This window comes from Shewanella sp. A32 (genome assembly GCF_029167175.1).
GTDB lineage: Bacteria > Pseudomonadota > Gammaproteobacteria > Enterobacterales > Shewanellaceae > Shewanella > Shewanella yunxiaonensis.
Genome location: NZ_JARFTS010000016.1, coordinates 46,868 through 61,278, shown reverse-complemented (window position 1 = coordinate 61,278; position 14,411 = coordinate 46,868). Strand labels below are relative to the sequence as shown.

Annotated in this window: 16 protein-coding genes and 1 pseudogene; 6 read left to right on the top strand and 11 right to left on the bottom strand. The window is 48.3% G+C overall.

The features are described 5' to 3' along the window. Positions 1–42: 42 nt before the first annotated feature. On the bottom strand, positions 43–1,131 hold the full coding sequence (locus PY479_RS12280) for a branched-chain amino acid aminotransferase (RefSeq protein ID WP_212594666.1): 1,089 nt from the start codon (positions 1,129–1,131) through the stop codon (positions 43–45). Positions 1,132–1,457: 326 nt separating this feature from the next. Between PY479_RS12280 and PY479_RS12275 the strand changes: the two genes are divergently transcribed. Further along, positions 1,458–1,661 (top strand): cell division protein ZapB, encoded by a 204-nt coding sequence (locus tag PY479_RS12275; RefSeq protein WP_212594667.1) that lies wholly within the window; start codon positions 1,458–1,460, stop codon positions 1,659–1,661. On the opposite strand, the gene PY479_RS12270 is transcribed toward PY479_RS12275, so the two are convergent. From PY479_RS12270 to PY479_RS12240, 7 genes are all read right to left on the bottom strand, one after another. Further along, complete coding sequence (locus PY479_RS12270; protein WP_212594668.1) at positions 1,662–1,874, bottom strand: DUF1107 domain-containing protein; 213 nt, start codon at positions 1,872–1,874, stop codon at positions 1,662–1,664. A 331-nt stretch (positions 1,875–2,205) separates the two neighbouring features. After that, positions 2,206–2,817 (bottom strand): thiol:disulfide interchange protein DsbA/DsbL, encoded by a 612-nt coding sequence (locus PY479_RS12265; RefSeq protein ID WP_275483941.1) that lies wholly within the window; start codon positions 2,815–2,817, stop codon positions 2,206–2,208. Between the two features lie 112 nt (positions 2,818–2,929). Then, entirely contained in the window at positions 2,930–3,925 is a 996-nt protein-coding gene (locus tag PY479_RS12260; RefSeq protein WP_275483940.1) for a serine/threonine protein kinase, read from the bottom strand. Next, positions 3,922–4,233: a DUF3630 family protein gene (locus tag PY479_RS12255; RefSeq protein WP_275483939.1), complete on the bottom strand. Its 312-nt coding sequence runs from the start codon at positions 4,231–4,233 to the stop codon at positions 3,922–3,924. Before PY479_RS12255 ends, PY479_RS12260 begins: the two co-directional genes overlap by 4 nt. Positions 4,234–4,248: 15 nt before the next feature. Then, on the bottom strand, positions 4,249–5,697 hold the full coding sequence (locus PY479_RS12250) for a YdiU family protein (RefSeq protein WP_275483938.1): 1,449 nt from the start codon (positions 5,695–5,697) through the stop codon (positions 4,249–4,251). Continuing rightward, positions 5,697–5,990, bottom strand: a complete 294-nt coding sequence (locus PY479_RS12245; protein ID WP_275483937.1) for a hypothetical protein — start codon at positions 5,988–5,990, stop codon at positions 5,697–5,699. The genes PY479_RS12250 and PY479_RS12245 overlap by 1 nt, the downstream gene beginning before the upstream one ends. Positions 5,991–6,091: 101 nt before the next feature. Further along, the gene (locus PY479_RS12240; RefSeq protein WP_275483936.1) at positions 6,092–6,730 is read right to left on the bottom strand and encodes a hypothetical protein; all 639 of its coding nucleotides are present in this window, start codon (positions 6,728–6,730) and stop codon (positions 6,092–6,094) included. 231 nt (positions 6,731–6,961) lie between these two features. On the opposite strand from PY479_RS12240, the gene PY479_RS12235 reads away from it, so the two are divergent. The 4 genes from PY479_RS12235 to PY479_RS12220 all read left to right on the top strand — a co-directional run bounded on the left by PY479_RS12235 (position 6,962) and on the right by PY479_RS12220 (position 9,518). Continuing rightward, a complete protein-coding gene (locus PY479_RS12235) occupies positions 6,962–7,321 on the top strand; it encodes a DsrE family protein (protein ID WP_212594674.1) in 360 nt (119 codons plus the stop codon). 137 nt (positions 7,322–7,458) lie between these two features. Then, positions 7,459–7,830 carry a nitrous oxide-stimulated promoter family protein gene (locus PY479_RS12230; RefSeq protein WP_275483935.1) on the top strand — a complete coding sequence of 124 codons (372 nt, stop codon included), beginning with the start codon at positions 7,459–7,461 and terminating at the stop codon, positions 7,828–7,830. Positions 7,831–7,896: 66 nt separating this feature from the next. Next, a complete protein-coding gene (locus PY479_RS12225; protein WP_275483934.1) occupies positions 7,897–8,742 on the top strand; it encodes a hypothetical protein in 846 nt (281 codons plus the stop codon). Positions 8,743–8,939: 197 nt separating this feature from the next. After that, positions 8,940–9,518, top strand: a complete 579-nt coding sequence (locus tag PY479_RS12220; protein ID WP_212594677.1) for a lipid-binding SYLF domain-containing protein — start codon at positions 8,940–8,942, stop codon at positions 9,516–9,518. A gap of 54 nt (positions 9,519–9,572) precedes the next feature. Here the strand turns inward: PY479_RS12220 and PY479_RS12215 are convergent, their stop codons facing one another. Beyond that, positions 9,573–10,610 (bottom strand): acyltransferase, encoded by a 1,038-nt coding sequence (locus PY479_RS12215; protein WP_275483933.1) that lies wholly within the window; start codon positions 10,608–10,610, stop codon positions 9,573–9,575. 207 nt (positions 10,611–10,817) lie between these two features. Further along, positions 10,818–11,144: a DUF1232 domain-containing protein gene (locus PY479_RS12210; protein WP_212594679.1), complete on the bottom strand. Its 327-nt coding sequence runs from the start codon at positions 11,142–11,144 to the stop codon at positions 10,818–10,820. 227 nt (positions 11,145–11,371) lie between these two features. Here PY479_RS12210 and PY479_RS12205 point away from each other — a divergent pair, with 227 nt between their 5' ends. Next, positions 11,372–11,887 carry a GNAT family N-acetyltransferase gene (locus PY479_RS12205; RefSeq protein WP_275483932.1) on the top strand — a complete coding sequence of 172 codons (516 nt, stop codon included), beginning with the start codon at positions 11,372–11,374 and terminating at the stop codon, positions 11,885–11,887. Between the two features lie 241 nt (positions 11,888–12,128). On the opposite strand, the pseudogene PY479_RS12200 reads toward PY479_RS12205, so the two are convergent. Next, positions 12,129–14,354 (bottom strand): annotated as a pseudogene (locus tag PY479_RS12200) (YgiQ family radical SAM protein); the annotation flags it as partial. Between the last annotated feature and the right edge of the window lie 57 nt (positions 14,355–14,411).

Here is a 14,411-nt window from a genome sequence, read left to right as displayed (position 1 = left end):
AAAACGCGGCAAATGCCGCGCTCTTTCATTGATATAGCCAACTTAATGACCGAGATGGGGCACTTTGTGCAGCCAACCAGCAGGTGCTGGACGCAGGCCTTTTTGGATTTCGGTGTACACTTGATAAATGTGTTTCACATGTTCACCCACCTGACCGTTACCTACGGTAATCCGGCGACCATCTTCAAAGATGTAGGAGCCAACAGGAGATACCACCGCCGCAGTACCAAAACCACCGGCCTCAATAATTTCACCAGATTCCACACCCTTCACAAAATCATCCAAGCGCACCATTTCCTGACGCACCGGATAACCGAGTTCAGTTGCCAGCTCGATAATTGACTGTGAGGTAATAGAACGCAGGATGGTATCGGTGAATTCTGGGATGACCACGGTGCCATCTTTCAGAATATGGAAGTGGTTCATCGCACCCGCTTCCTCGATATACACATTGTTGTTGTCCAGATACAGTACCTGAGCAGCACCCACTTCTTTTGCAGCTCGGCCAGCACGCAAAGAGGCAGCATAGTTACCGGATGCCTTGCTGGCCCCCGTACCACCAGGAGCTGCACGGTGATAGTGAGTACTAATCAACAGACTGATAGGACTCAGGTTAGCCCCATAATAAGCACCGCTTGGGCTTAACACTACACAGAAGGTGTATGAAGTTGATGGACTGACTGATAGGCGATCTTCGGTGGCAAAAATAAATGGCCGAATGTACAAACAAGCGCCTTCTTGCATCGGGAACCATAAGCGGTCCGCATCAATCAGCGCATTGATTGCCTGCAGCTGCATCTCTTCTGGCAAATAAGGAATGCACAGAATGTCAGCAGAGCGATTAAGACGTTCGGCGTTCTTATTCGTACGGAAGGTATAAATCTCACCATCCTGGTGCATAAACGCTTTAGCACCTTCAAAAATGGATTGCCCATAATGTAGTGCAACTGCACCCGGTGCGACTGAAAAAGGACCATATGGAACAATACGTGGATCCCGCCATTCACCATCGTAATAATCCATTAAAAACATATGGTCGGTACGCAACCGGCCAAACCCGACATTACCCTCCGGACGGAACTGCTCCTGGCGGCGTTCTGCGGCAGGTTTTAACTGATACTTGATTTCCATTTTGAACTACCTTGACTATTGTTCAAGCAGACTAGGAAGCACAGCAATGAAAGTCAATAGGCATACAGGGGTGCAAGGCGATAACCGTTAGATTTTTTTTGAACAACTACCTAACATCAACGCAAGAATTCATTTAACACCTAGTGAACACTGTAACGGGATGTCAGAGATATGTTGACGATTTCGGCAAACATGCAACAAGTCGCCCTGCAATAGTAATTCGTTGGTATGTATTTTCAGCAGTTACCTAATTGTGACTGTTCGGTAGTCAGGCTGCACTGGTAGAATTACGCAGACTTATTTAACAACCGGAAGGACTTTCCCCGATGAGCCTTGATTTACTGTCCAAACTGGAAGCCAGTATCCAGAATGCATTAGAGCAGATTGAACTCCTAAAACTGGAATTGGATGAAGAAAAGCAGAAAAACCTTGCTCTCAGTGAGCAGAATCAGCGACTACAACAGGATCTGAATACCTGGAACGACAAAGTGTCAGGGCTGGTAGGTCTGCTCACCGAAAAGGTAGATTAATCAAACCGACGACGTTTCCTGAGTCTGCAGATCTAACAGATGATTGAGTTCGATAACCGCCTGCTTCACCTTGGGCAGGCCTTTACCAGGCAACAAGAAACGTCCTTTTTCAAACTCCAGACGACCTAGGTCTTTCACCCAGACCGCCCCTTTAAGAAAAATCCTCGCATGTTTGGCTATGAGCTTTGGAGCATAGACGGGGAATACGCGCACGGGACCTCCCTAATTATTTTTCTCATCCTGACCTTGGACAACCAGAGTCATTTAGGAGTTTCCGCAAAATGCTCATTTATTGAGCAAATGGTTTTTCTGTGGAATAAAAATAAATAAAATCAACGGTTGCCAATTTTTTGACGCTTGGTTATATTATTGACGTTACTCAGGGTAAAAACTGAGCCTCTGGCTCTAAATCCGTACTTCTCTTCAGGGGATGTACGGTTTTTTTTGTCTGCGATTTGCCTAATGAACGCGATGAGAACCCGTTAATGGGTTGGGGAAATAAAAAACCGGGCACACTGGCCCGGCTTTAGGTCACCCAAAAGGATCACTGCAGTTTGCTGAGATAATTAACAATTTCTAACAGCTGATCAAAAGACTTCAATGACGGGGTATCAATCAGATACTTATCATTAACCACCAGCCCTGGCACACCATCAATTTTAGCGTTTTCAGTACTACGCTTCATGCTGGCAACCATACTATTCACCATAAAGGAGTTGGCCGCTGCTTCAAATTCCTTGGGATCAACCCCTTGTGAGGCAAAAAACTGTTTCACATCTTCCATGCTAGTAAAGCGTTGGTGCTTTTCATGAATAGCCGCAAAGAGTGTCGGTTCGATTTTATCACTTACGTTTAATAACTCTGCGATTGCCCAGGCTCGAGACATCACCTCACCCATCTGACGCCCAATAAACTCTACGTGTACTTGTTTAAACGTCATCCCCTTTGGCATATTCGCCTTCAGTTGTGGCAAATAGGTCTTGGCGAAGTGATAGCAATGTGGACAGTAGAAAGAAAAATATTCTGTTAATACCGGTGTTACCGATGCTGGCTTATCGGAGATAACTTTGTAGTTAACCCCTTCTTTGAATTCGGTCGCGTTTGCCGCAAGAGGCAGCAACAAAAAAGCCGCAGCCATGATCAACAATTTTTTCATTGGGTGTTCCTTGTTTTTGGTTCTGGACCGGCATCCCCGGTCGCCGACTAAAATAATCTGCTTTTCCAGTGAAACTCAAGTCCTGAGTGCCATATTCTGGATTAACATATGTTTAATATGGGATCAGACTTAGCGGTGGCTGATGCAGACGCTGCAATTGGTCATTAAACAGTTGCCACTGTTGCTGCCAATAATCCTCAGTTGCAAACCACGGAAAATGCAGCGGAAATGCCGGGTCTAACCAACGCTTGGCTAGCCAGCCGTTATAATGCATCAGGCGCAATGCGCGCAAACATTCAATCAGTTTTAATTCTGCCGGATGGAAATCACTGAACTCCGAATAAGCCTCTAACAATACTTCCAGTTGTAGCTGTTGCTGATTACGATCACCACTGAGCATCATCCACAGATCCTGCACTGCCGGACCATTGCAAGCATCGTCTAAGTCAACAAACCCTGGACCGTCTGGCGTCCACAAAATATTCCCTGGATGCAAATCGCCGTGCAAGCGCATTTTCGATGGCGTCAGCTGTTGCCATTGTAGTCGGACTTGTTCGAGCAATGTATGCGTCGTTTCAAGCAACGGGGCTCTGAGTTTGGCGGGTATCAGTTGACACTCAGCCATCTCCGCGATTCCGGTATCGCCAAAGGTCTGAGGGCTGATAGCAATTCGCGCCTGAAAACGACTACCTTTGGCGTACTGATGCATGCGCCCGATAAACTGTCCAACAGCTTCTAACTGTTCCAGATTATCCACTTCAAAACTGCGTCCGCCGATGGAAGGAAACAATGCAAAACGATACCCTTCAAAAAGATGCAGACTCACCCCATCCACGTTAACCGGTGCGGCTAAGGGGATTTCAGCCGCTTGTAACTCAAAAGCAAACGCATGCTCCTCAAGGATCTGCTCATCGCTCCAACGTTCTGGTCGATAAAACTTCACCACATAGCGTTTTCCGCGATCGCAACGGAACTGATAAACGCGGTTTTCATAACTATTGAGTGGCAACAACCCGCTTTCTGGGTAGATCCCGATACTTTCAATGGCGTTTAAAATCAGCTCAGGGGTTAACCCGCTGAAGTGAAATGCTGCACAGGTATCACTCATGGCTGTGACTCCCATAAAGATTGCAGATATTGCAGCACCTCAAAATCCTCCGGTTGCTGGCAACTTAACCAACAGCTACCGCTGTAAAATTCAAAATTAAGCCATAACAAGCTACTTTCAAACTCGACCAGCCACTGATGCCTGTCAGCGCCCCAACTGCGTTCACGCACGCGCAAATCTAACCGCTGGCACAGCTGTTCAGCTTGAGTCGGAAACTGTTCAAAATCCGCTACCGCCAATTCAAAAATCAGTGTGTGTTCGTTCACATCCAACCTGACAGCGGGATTGGCTGCTTTGGGATCATTCATACTATATGCTTCCAGTTAACTACTGCAGGACATAATCAAGCCTTCGCCCCAATCAGGTGGTCGCCGCGCGAAGTCCTCATAGCCAGGTTGGGCATCATAAGGGCGTCTTAGCAACTGATACAGTCGCTGCAACGGTGCGGTATCGCCCGCCTCAGCTGCCGCAATTGCCTTCTGCGCCAAATAGTTTCGCAAAATATACTGCGGATTATTAAGACGCCGCGCTTCCTGCCACTGTTCAATATTGTCGACTTTGCCCAGGCGTTTGCAATAGCCGGTAAACCAATGATCAAACGCTGAGGTATCGACAAACATATCGCGTAAATCTGAATGATTCGCCACGGGATCCAGCGTCGCGAATTGCCGCAGAGTCAAGCTATAGTCCAGTTGCTGTTGCTCCAACATGGTAGTAAATGCACCAAACAACCCCAAATCTTCCGGCCCATGCGCTTCACCTGCAGGCGCTGGCAAGCCCAGCTTTTGCCGCATCAGTTGTAAATAATGCTGCACTAACATTGGCTGGTAATGTGTTAACGCGGCCAACAGGTCATCAGAGGATATGAGTGGTGTTAGTGCCTGGGCCAGACATTGCAAATTCCATAAGCCAATCCCCGGTTGCTGCCCGAATGCATAACGCCCCTCGGGATCGGAGTGATTACAGATAAAATCTTCTTTAAACGTATCAAGAAAGGCGAACGGTCCGAAATCGAAACTATCCCCCAAAATTGACATGTTATCGGTATTCATCACCCCATGAGCAAAGCCGATAGCCTGCCAGGTTGCAATCAGTCGGGCGGTGGCTTCTACGACTTCCACAAACCACTGCCGATAACCGGCGGCGTCGCAACTGAGATGCGGGAAATGCTGTCTGATAGTGAAATCGGCAAGTTGCTGAACTTGTTCACGCTTGCCACCAGTACTGTAATAACAGTATTCAAAATGGCCAAACCGAATGTGGCTGCGAGCCAAGCGTACGGTAATTGCGCCTTTTTCCAACGTTTCGCGCCATACCGGCAATGCTGAACCAATCACGGCTAACGCTCTGGTGGTTGGCACATTAAGGTGAAACAGTGCCTCCGATACTAAGAACTCCCGAATGGCAGAACGCGTTACCGCACGGCCATCACCATGACGGGAAAATGGTGTAGCGCCTGCGCCCTTAAGCGCCACATCCCAACATCCGTTTGGGCCAATCGCCTCGCCAAGAATAATTGATCGACCATCCCCTAATTGGGGACTATATCCCCCGAATTGATGCCCGCTATACACCTGTGCGTAGTAGTTTGCACCTGGCATACGTTGATTACCGGCCAACTGCTGTAGCAGTTGTTCATCAGGTTGCAGGTTACCCACCAGCACTGCGGCATCATCGCTCCACGCTAACCAACTGGGAGCAGGTAAACCCGCAGGAGCCACCGTTTCATAAAAGCCGGGCAGTTGTTCAAAAAAATCCTGTTTGAAATCCATCAGTGCTCAGGAGTAAAAGTGTGCCATAGATCACAGGTTACCACATTCGCCTCATCTAAGCGGCAGCGATGGGCACACTGAAATACCGCCGGAGTATCTGCCAATTGCTGCAACCCCTGACCTTTGGCCTGACATTGCGCAAGCGTTTCATAATAGCCACTAATCGCTTCGTAATGGTGTGCAGGCTGAGGAACTTGCTGATGTCCTGAATAATAAAATAAGGTCCACTCGGGAACCTGAGTACAGCCTGTCATCCCAGAAAGCAGGACTAATGCAAATAGGAAATACTTCATCGAGGACCTCTGCCTGTTATCAAGACAAAATAAAAAGAAACCCGGCCGCCGCTGGCAGACCGGGTATGGCAGTTCTATATTAGCGAGTTACCAAGGCATTATCAGCCCCCGGCTTTCAGACGCGCCTTTTCTATCCGTTTAATGCGACCATCAAACCCGGTGACCGTACCGTCTTCCAGACCATAATCCAGTGCTTGCTGACACAGATCTATGGCCTGTTCATAATGACCCGCTTCAGTACAGATAGTGGACAGCTGCAGGAAACCATTGGCTTTAAAGACCGCTTTAGGATCGGCGGCCAAGGTTACCTCACGACACTCACTGAATAATGGTGAGTACATCTTTGCAAGGCGCTGACCGAACTGCAGATATTGGCTATTTTTGCGCTGTTTATAACATTCGCCGATGACGGCCAGCAACGCTTCGTGGCGTGCTATCACTTGAGTCGTGGCATTGTAATGTGCCAGTGCACGCTTCAAGGTGACATTGGCCCAACTGACGTCTGGCTCTGGCTCTGGCTCTGGCTCTGGCTCTGGCTCTGGCTCTGGCTCTGGCTCTGGCTCTGGCAGTTCAGTATCAACGGCGGCCGTTGGTGCTGCAAAATCGGCATCCTGGCGTTCGTTCGCTGGCGGAGTTGGGCGTGGTTGCCGATGACGCTCTTGGGCTGCCAACGATTGTGCTCGCCGGTACAAAAATACCCCTACGCCGATCAGCGCAATGATGGCTATCAATTTCAACATGTTGTTTCACCATTTGCATTGAGGGAATTAAGACCCGCAAAACATCGCGCAAGCTTTGCCGATCAAACTGTGTTACCAACCATAGATTTAATGTATTCTCTCCGTAAAAATCAAGTATTTAACTTTGCGTATTTGCCCTGTCGGTCCCCTATCCTGTGACCTGTTTAACAATTTGTGGGTAATTCGGTTATCACTGTGCCAACTTAACTGAGGCAATTAAGGATATTGGTTATGCAAAAAATATTGATAGTGGCTCATGCGAGTCCGTATGGCTCTGAAAAAATGTTCAACACTTTACGCATTGCGATTGCTCTGAAAGAGTTTGCGGCAACCGAAGCTGAGCTAAAGCTCTTCCTGATGTCAGATGCGGTTTTCAGTGCAGTCAAAGGCCAAAGCACACCGGATCTCAGCTATAACCTGCAACAGATGTTAGAGATTCTCACCGCGCAAAATGTGCCCTTGTTGCTGTGTAAAACTTGTGCTGAAGCTCGCGGCGTCACGCAAGAAATGCTTGTCGATGGTGCCGCCATTGGCACCCTGGGCGATCTTACGCGCTGGACCCTTGAAGCCGATAAGGTCATGCATATCTGATTAGCAAGCAACAGACAGACCGGCAGATGCGCATAAGTAGTATTTTGTGCGCATCTTCAAAATCTCCCATACTGTTGCTACCCGTTTATATGACGGCTCGCTAAACTGATTGCATCAGCTGCAATGCCGGAGAAGTTATGTCACTGCTGCACGGCAAGTTACAAACGGAATTTCGTACCATCAGCGCCATGATGGTAATTTATTGTCGTGATCATCATGGTGGTAAAAATACGCTATGTCCGGAATGCCAGGCATTGCTAGATTATGCAGAAACCCGTTTAGATCGCTGCCCGTACGGTGAAGACAAAGCCGCCTGTAAACATTGTCCAGTACATTGCTATAAAGCCGAGCAAAAACAACAAATACGGCAGGTGATGCGCTATGGTGGCCCCCGTATGTTATGGCGACACCCATTGTTAGCGATACGGCATTTACTCAACGAACGTAAGCAGTTTCCGCCCAAACCTCCCCAAAACGCTTCTAATCGCGCGAAACGCCAGCAGAAGTAACGCTTTTTATTGCAGTTGCCGCTATCTGCGACAAAAATTAATTAAGCAGAGCACGCGGAGAGCGCCATGGCAGCGCTTGATCATTTTTTTACAGAAGCCTATTGGTGGTTGTCACTACTGGGTGGCCTGCACTGTCTGATGCTCGCAGGCTACGCGATGTTTGTTTATCTTGACCGTAGCGAGCAGAAATGGCTGTTAGCCAGTATTTTTGGATTGTTGGCACTCTACTTTTTTACGGGGATGTTGAATCAGAATAACATGCCCACGCAACTGTTGTTTCTGTTACTGCTGCCGACCTATTTTTTAGTGCTACCGCTGGTGTACTTGTATTGTCGGCGCTTGTGTTATCCCCATCTATACCTGCAACTCCCATTCTGGCACGTGAATCCCATGCTGGTCGCAATGACACTGGTCGTTGTTACCCTATTTATTCACCACTCCAGCATTGAAAACGTTTTGGCGATAGCAGGACACAATTCTTTTAACGGTTTGACCCTATGGTTAACGCTGGCACTGAGTCTGCAAACGCTGTTATATGTCTGGTTAATTTTGCGCTTACTATTGCGTCATCAAACACAAGTCACCCTTAGCCAAGATCCGCAACTACAACTGCGATTTCGTTGGCTGTTAATCCTGACAATCGCCTTAATGATTAATTGGCTGGTGCGCACTGTGGCGTTTGCCTTATTACTGTTATTTGGCGATCAAATATCGCCTATCACCCAAACTGTGCCTCATGTTGTACTGCTGCTAACAATCTATGCTCTAGCACTTTATGGTTTAAAACAACTGACTCATCTAGCCTATTTGCGCGGGCGAGCGGCCCGCCAAAAGCTAGGGCGTGACAATGTACTCACTGAAGAGGAGCGACAGTTTATTCGTCAGCTTATGCGCTCTGGTAAGCACCACTAATAACTGCCAAAGAAACATTAACTAAGCTCACAATTTTGACGTTTCAGCACGCTTTTTTACTGAACCTAAGCTGACAAGTAGCCAAAAAGAAACGCTTTTTTCTGCTGCCACACTGTTTTTTTGGATACTGGAAGGTAAGCTAGTGCCCAAACAACGGGAACACCTGCCGTTAAAACTCAAATGGATGGAGGTTCGAAATGAAAACCTTTAACAGTATTTTGCTAGCCACCATTGCGCTAGTTGCCAGTATTAGTTTTGTCGGTCGAGCGCATGCCGAGGATAGCTACAGTGATGCGCTGACAACATTCCAAAAGGCCACTGAAACCCATAAATTTTTTAATACTGCTTACGGCTATGCCATATTCCCTACCGTTGGCAAAGGAGGTATCGGGATTGGTGCAGCCTATGGTAAAGGTCGGGTATACCGTGGTGGCGTATACACTGGCGATTCATCGCTGACTCAGGTATCCATAGGTTTCCAGCTCGGTGGCCAAGCATACAGTGAAATCATCTTCTTTAAGGATGCCAAGGCTTATAACGATTTTACCAGTGGCAGTTTCGAGTTCGGGGCCCAAGCCTCCGCAGTTGCTATCAACGTGGGAGCCAATGCCCAGGCAGGCACTATCGGTAACTCTGCGGGAGCCGGTCAGCATGGCGGCAGTCAAACCGCAACCGCATCCTACATCAATGGCATGGCAGTATTTACTTCAGCTAAAGGCGGCTTGATGTTTGAAGCGGCACTGGCAGGGCAATCATTTACCTTTGATCAAAAATAGACTAGCCATAACCGCATCATCAATAAAACAGGCGACATTAGGTCGCCTTTTTTATTACCAGCCAATCCATTGCCGCGAGCGCTCCCCCAGCCCTTTTTTAATCCCCATGGCTGACCACATGCTGAAGAACAGTAACATCAGGAAAATGCCAATCGACAAAGCTACCGAAGTCAGAGCTGACCCTGGGGCGAGTTTAAAATGCAGCAACTGACAGGCATCACCAAATAACATGGAAAAGATCGGATGCAGGAAGAAAATGGCAAAACTCATATCTGCCACCCGTTCCAGCCATGGAAACTCGCCTATTCTAGTCAGCAATTCACAGCCTTTAAGCACCAGAATGCACAGACAGAATTTCTGCACGAATTGCCAATCTATGCCTCCGTATACCCACGCATCTTTATGATAGTTACCAACGTGCCCATCAATATTCGTCTGCACCCATAAGCTGAGGATTAATCCCAGCCAGGCTAATACATTCAGCGGGACTGACAGCCGTTTTACCACTACCTCTTCTTGTGAATACAGTATTCCCAACAGATAGAATGGCGTGAAATACACTAGCGACTGTAGAACGTTAACATTGCCAATCGGCCGATGTAACAACATCGCTGTCACCATCAATAACAGTAACAATCCCGTACGCCACGAGCGAGCGAGCCGAATATAAGCGATAAATACCGGAGAAATGGCAAATACCGCCATGATGAAAGGTACATACCAATGAGGAAACAACACATAACCATTGCGCACGGTGTACCAGCAGTCCAACAATATCGCTTGTGGCGAATGCCCTTTTAACCAATACCATTCGGCTATCAACAACAACAGGCCAGCCAACGACACCCATAAAAAGGGCAATGCCACGTTACGAATTTTATTACTCATAAACCCACGGTATTCAAATCGGGGATAAAACACCCGGTGAAAAAAATACCCCGAGATAAATACAAATAATGCGGTACCGCCTCGTACCAGGTTTTCCAGCATCGCAGGAAATCCCTCGCCCGAGTTATAAACACTATGGCCAGCGACAATCAGCAAAATAGCCATGCCACGCATATAGGTAAATTCTGTTTGTTTCTGGCGCATAAGGGCCTCACATGACTAACAAGAAGGAACGGGAGAAACGACATGTCCAGCGGCAGAAATGACCGGACCATACAATAGAAATGAATGTCTGGATGGAGAATCGCCGCCAGAATAGCGGCAATTACAGCAAAGCGGAATAGGTCTGCAAAAATATTTTTTACGCGTCTGGATAAACCAAAAATATCGATATTATTTATATAGTTATCACTAATCTCCGAACCACCGCTTCAGCGTGGAACTCGCTTCTTCACGAACAGAATCATCAATGTACATACTGACCATGGCCATCGCCGCAGCAAGCGCACCGAGGTCATCACTAAAACCGACGATAGGCGTCAGATCCGGAATGGCATCGAGCGGTGAAATAAAGTAAGCCAAGGCACCAAAAATCGCCGTTTTAGCCCACTTCGGAGTGTCGTTACGTTGTGCGGCGTAATAAAGCAATAACGCATTTTCAACGACTTCCCGGCCAGCTTTAACAGCGAATCCCTTAAGCTTGTCCCAAAATCCCTGTTCACTGTATTGCTGCTGCATTGATTCCTCCGAGATACCTATGCTCAGCGCTATGTAGCCACATATCTCTAACATTAAAGCATGGTGATATGCTTTTTCTTAGGACTGCACCGGCTTTACCATAATATCGCAAAGATCAATTTGAATTGGTATTTCTTAGCTATCTTCAACGAATTTCAGGTATAAACATCACCTATAACAGATCAACCGTGTGATTGTTTAACAACTGAGAGTTAAGCGATTCAATCATGAAAATAAGAGCCGTCACTCACAAAGATGCACAAGCGTTATCCGATTATTTTATTCGTAATCAACAACATTTTGCGCGCTGGGAACCGTTACGCCCAAAGGGTCATCACGCGCTGAGCAACTGGCAACACAGATTGGATGCACTGTTTGCAGCACCGATTAATGAATATTGGTTTGTGCTAGATAGCGGCCTGCAAATCGTTGGACATTGCACCCTAAGTAACATTATTCGTGGGCCCTTGCAGGCATGTTATATGGGCTATGGCATTGATAGTACGTTACAGGGAAAGGGCCAAATGCTCCCCTTGTGCCAGGCAGCGCTTAACTTTGCCTTTGACGAACTGCGGTTGAACCGGGTAATGGCGAACTATATGCCGACCAATCAACGCTCGGGGAAGTTGCTGGAACGTCTGGGCTTTGAGCGTGAAGGCTTGGCCAAACGATACCTTAAAATCAATGGCCGTTGGGAAGATCATATTTTGACCGCTAAACTCGCACCCCATGCGGCAGATTAACGCGGATAGAAAAAGAACTAACCGACGCCAAATCCAGGCACTCTCGGTGACAACGAACTTTTCGGCTTACAGCGTGGTCGACCTAAAACCCAACACAGATAAAATCGACCTTAGATGTTGATTTGCAATAGGTTAATCGCGCCAACTAACATGTTATGAAGACTAAAAATCCGGCTATTGGCCGGACTTTTGGTCGATAAGCGTGGGAGAGTTATCTGGCTTTATGCTGCGCAGGTTTATGACGACCACGCGGCGAGTTGGGCTTAGTCGTTTCTGCCTGAGCTCGTGGCGCAGATGTTGTCGCGGGTTTTGCCTGTTTACCTTCACTCTTGCTGACATTGTTGGCAAACTGATTACTGCTAAAACGGGTTAGCCCCTGTTTGCCCTTTGCCGCAGGTTTGTTGCTCTGTTTACGCGCAAATTGCTCAGCGCGACCAGCTGGCGGCACCAAATGTTGTGGACCGGTACCGATCAAATCTTCACGTTTCATGCTGATCAGCGCTTCGCGGATCAACGGCCAACCTTCCGGATCATGATAACGCAGCAGCGCTTTATGCAATCGGCGCTGACGCCCTTTCTTCGGAATAAACACCTCTTCACTGTCATGCTTGACGTTACGCAGTGAATTCAACCCGGTGTGATACATAGTGGTAGCGTTAGCCATGGGTGAAGGGTAGAAATTCTGCACCTGATCCAATTTGAATTTACGGGCTTTCAACCACAATGCCAGATTGAGCATATCCTCGTCAGTGGTGCCGGGATGAGCTGAAATAAAGTAGGGGATTAAGAACTGTTCTTTACCGGCCTCTTTTGAATACTGGTCGAACATCTCTTTGAACTTGTCATAGGTGCCCATGCCGGGCTTCATCATTTTCGACAGCGGCCCATCTTCCGTATGCTCCGGCGCAATTTTCAGATACCCGCCCACATGATGCTTCACCAGCTCTTTTACATAACGCGGATCTTCAATCGCCAGGTCATAACGCACCCCGGAGGCGATCAGCACTTTTTTGATACCCGGGATATCACGGGCCGCCCGATACAGATCAATGGTGTGTTGATGATCCGTGTCCAGATGGCCACAGATTGCCGGATAAACACAGGACAAACGGCGGCAGGTTTTCTCCGCTTTTTCACTTTTACAGCCGAGCCGGTACATATTGGCCGTCGGGCCGCCAAGATCGGAAATTACCCCGGTAAACCCTGGCACTTTCTGCTGAATGTCTTTGATTTCGCGGATAATCGAATCCTGCGAACGGCTCTGGATAATGCGTCCTTCATGCTCGGTGATGGAGCAGAATGAACAGCCACCAAAACACCCTCGCATGATGTTGATCGAGGTTTTGATCATGTCATACGCCGGGATCTTTTGCTGGCCATACGCGGGATGCTGTACCCGCTGATATGGCAGGTCGAACACCGCGTCCATCTCATCAGTATTGAGCGGAAACGCTGGCGGATTGACCCAGACACCGCGATCGCCGTGCATTTGAAACAGCGCGCGGGCACAACCGGGATTAGTTTCCTGATGCAACACCCGTGAAGCATGAGCATACAGAAAACGATCATCACTCACCCGCTCAAATGCTGGCAACAGTACATAGGTTTTCTCCCAGGGCTTAGGACGGGGCGGCTGCACAGTGATGGCTTGTGGCGCGTCATTATCAAACACTTTCACATCACTGGGGCCAGAGAGATTCTGGCAACCCACATCATCGGCGCCATAGGGATTGGGAATAGGATCGATTTTATGTAGCTGGTCGATTTTACGGGAGTCGACACCTTTCCATTCCGGCAATGCGGTTTTACGCAGCACCGCCGTACCGCGAATATCCTGCATATCACCAATGTCATCGCCTTTTGCCAGACGATGTGCCACTTCGGCCAAAGGCCGTTCGGCGTTGCCGTAAATCAGCAGGTCGGCTTTACTGTCAAACAGTACACTGCGGCGCACTTTATCTTGCCAGTAATCATAATGGGCGATGCGGCGCAGACTGGCCTCGATGCCGCCGATAATCACCGGCACCTCTTTATAAGCTTCTTTGCAGCGCTGGGTGTAAACCGTTACCGCCCGATCGGGTCGCTTACCGCCCACATTACCCGGCGTATAAGCATCGTCGGTGCGCAATCGGCGATCGGCAGTGTAACGGTTGATCATTGAGTCCATATTGCCAGCGGTGACGCCAAAGAACAGATTGGGGCGACCGAGGCGCATAAAATCGTCTTTGCGCTGCCAGTCTGGCTGATCGATGATCCCGACACGGAACCCTTGCGCTTCCAGCATGCGGCCAATCACCGCCATACCGAAGCTAGGATGATCCACATAGGCATCGCCGGTCACCACGATCACATCACAACTGTCCCAGCCAAGCTGTTCCATCTCTTTACGAGACATTGGCAGAAACGGCGCAGGTTTCAGATCGGCGCGATAACGAGGATAACGAAATAAACTGGACTCAACGTGCATGTGTATCCAACCAACTGGCTTAAACAAACTCTGGCAACACGGCCTTCAGGGGCGCGG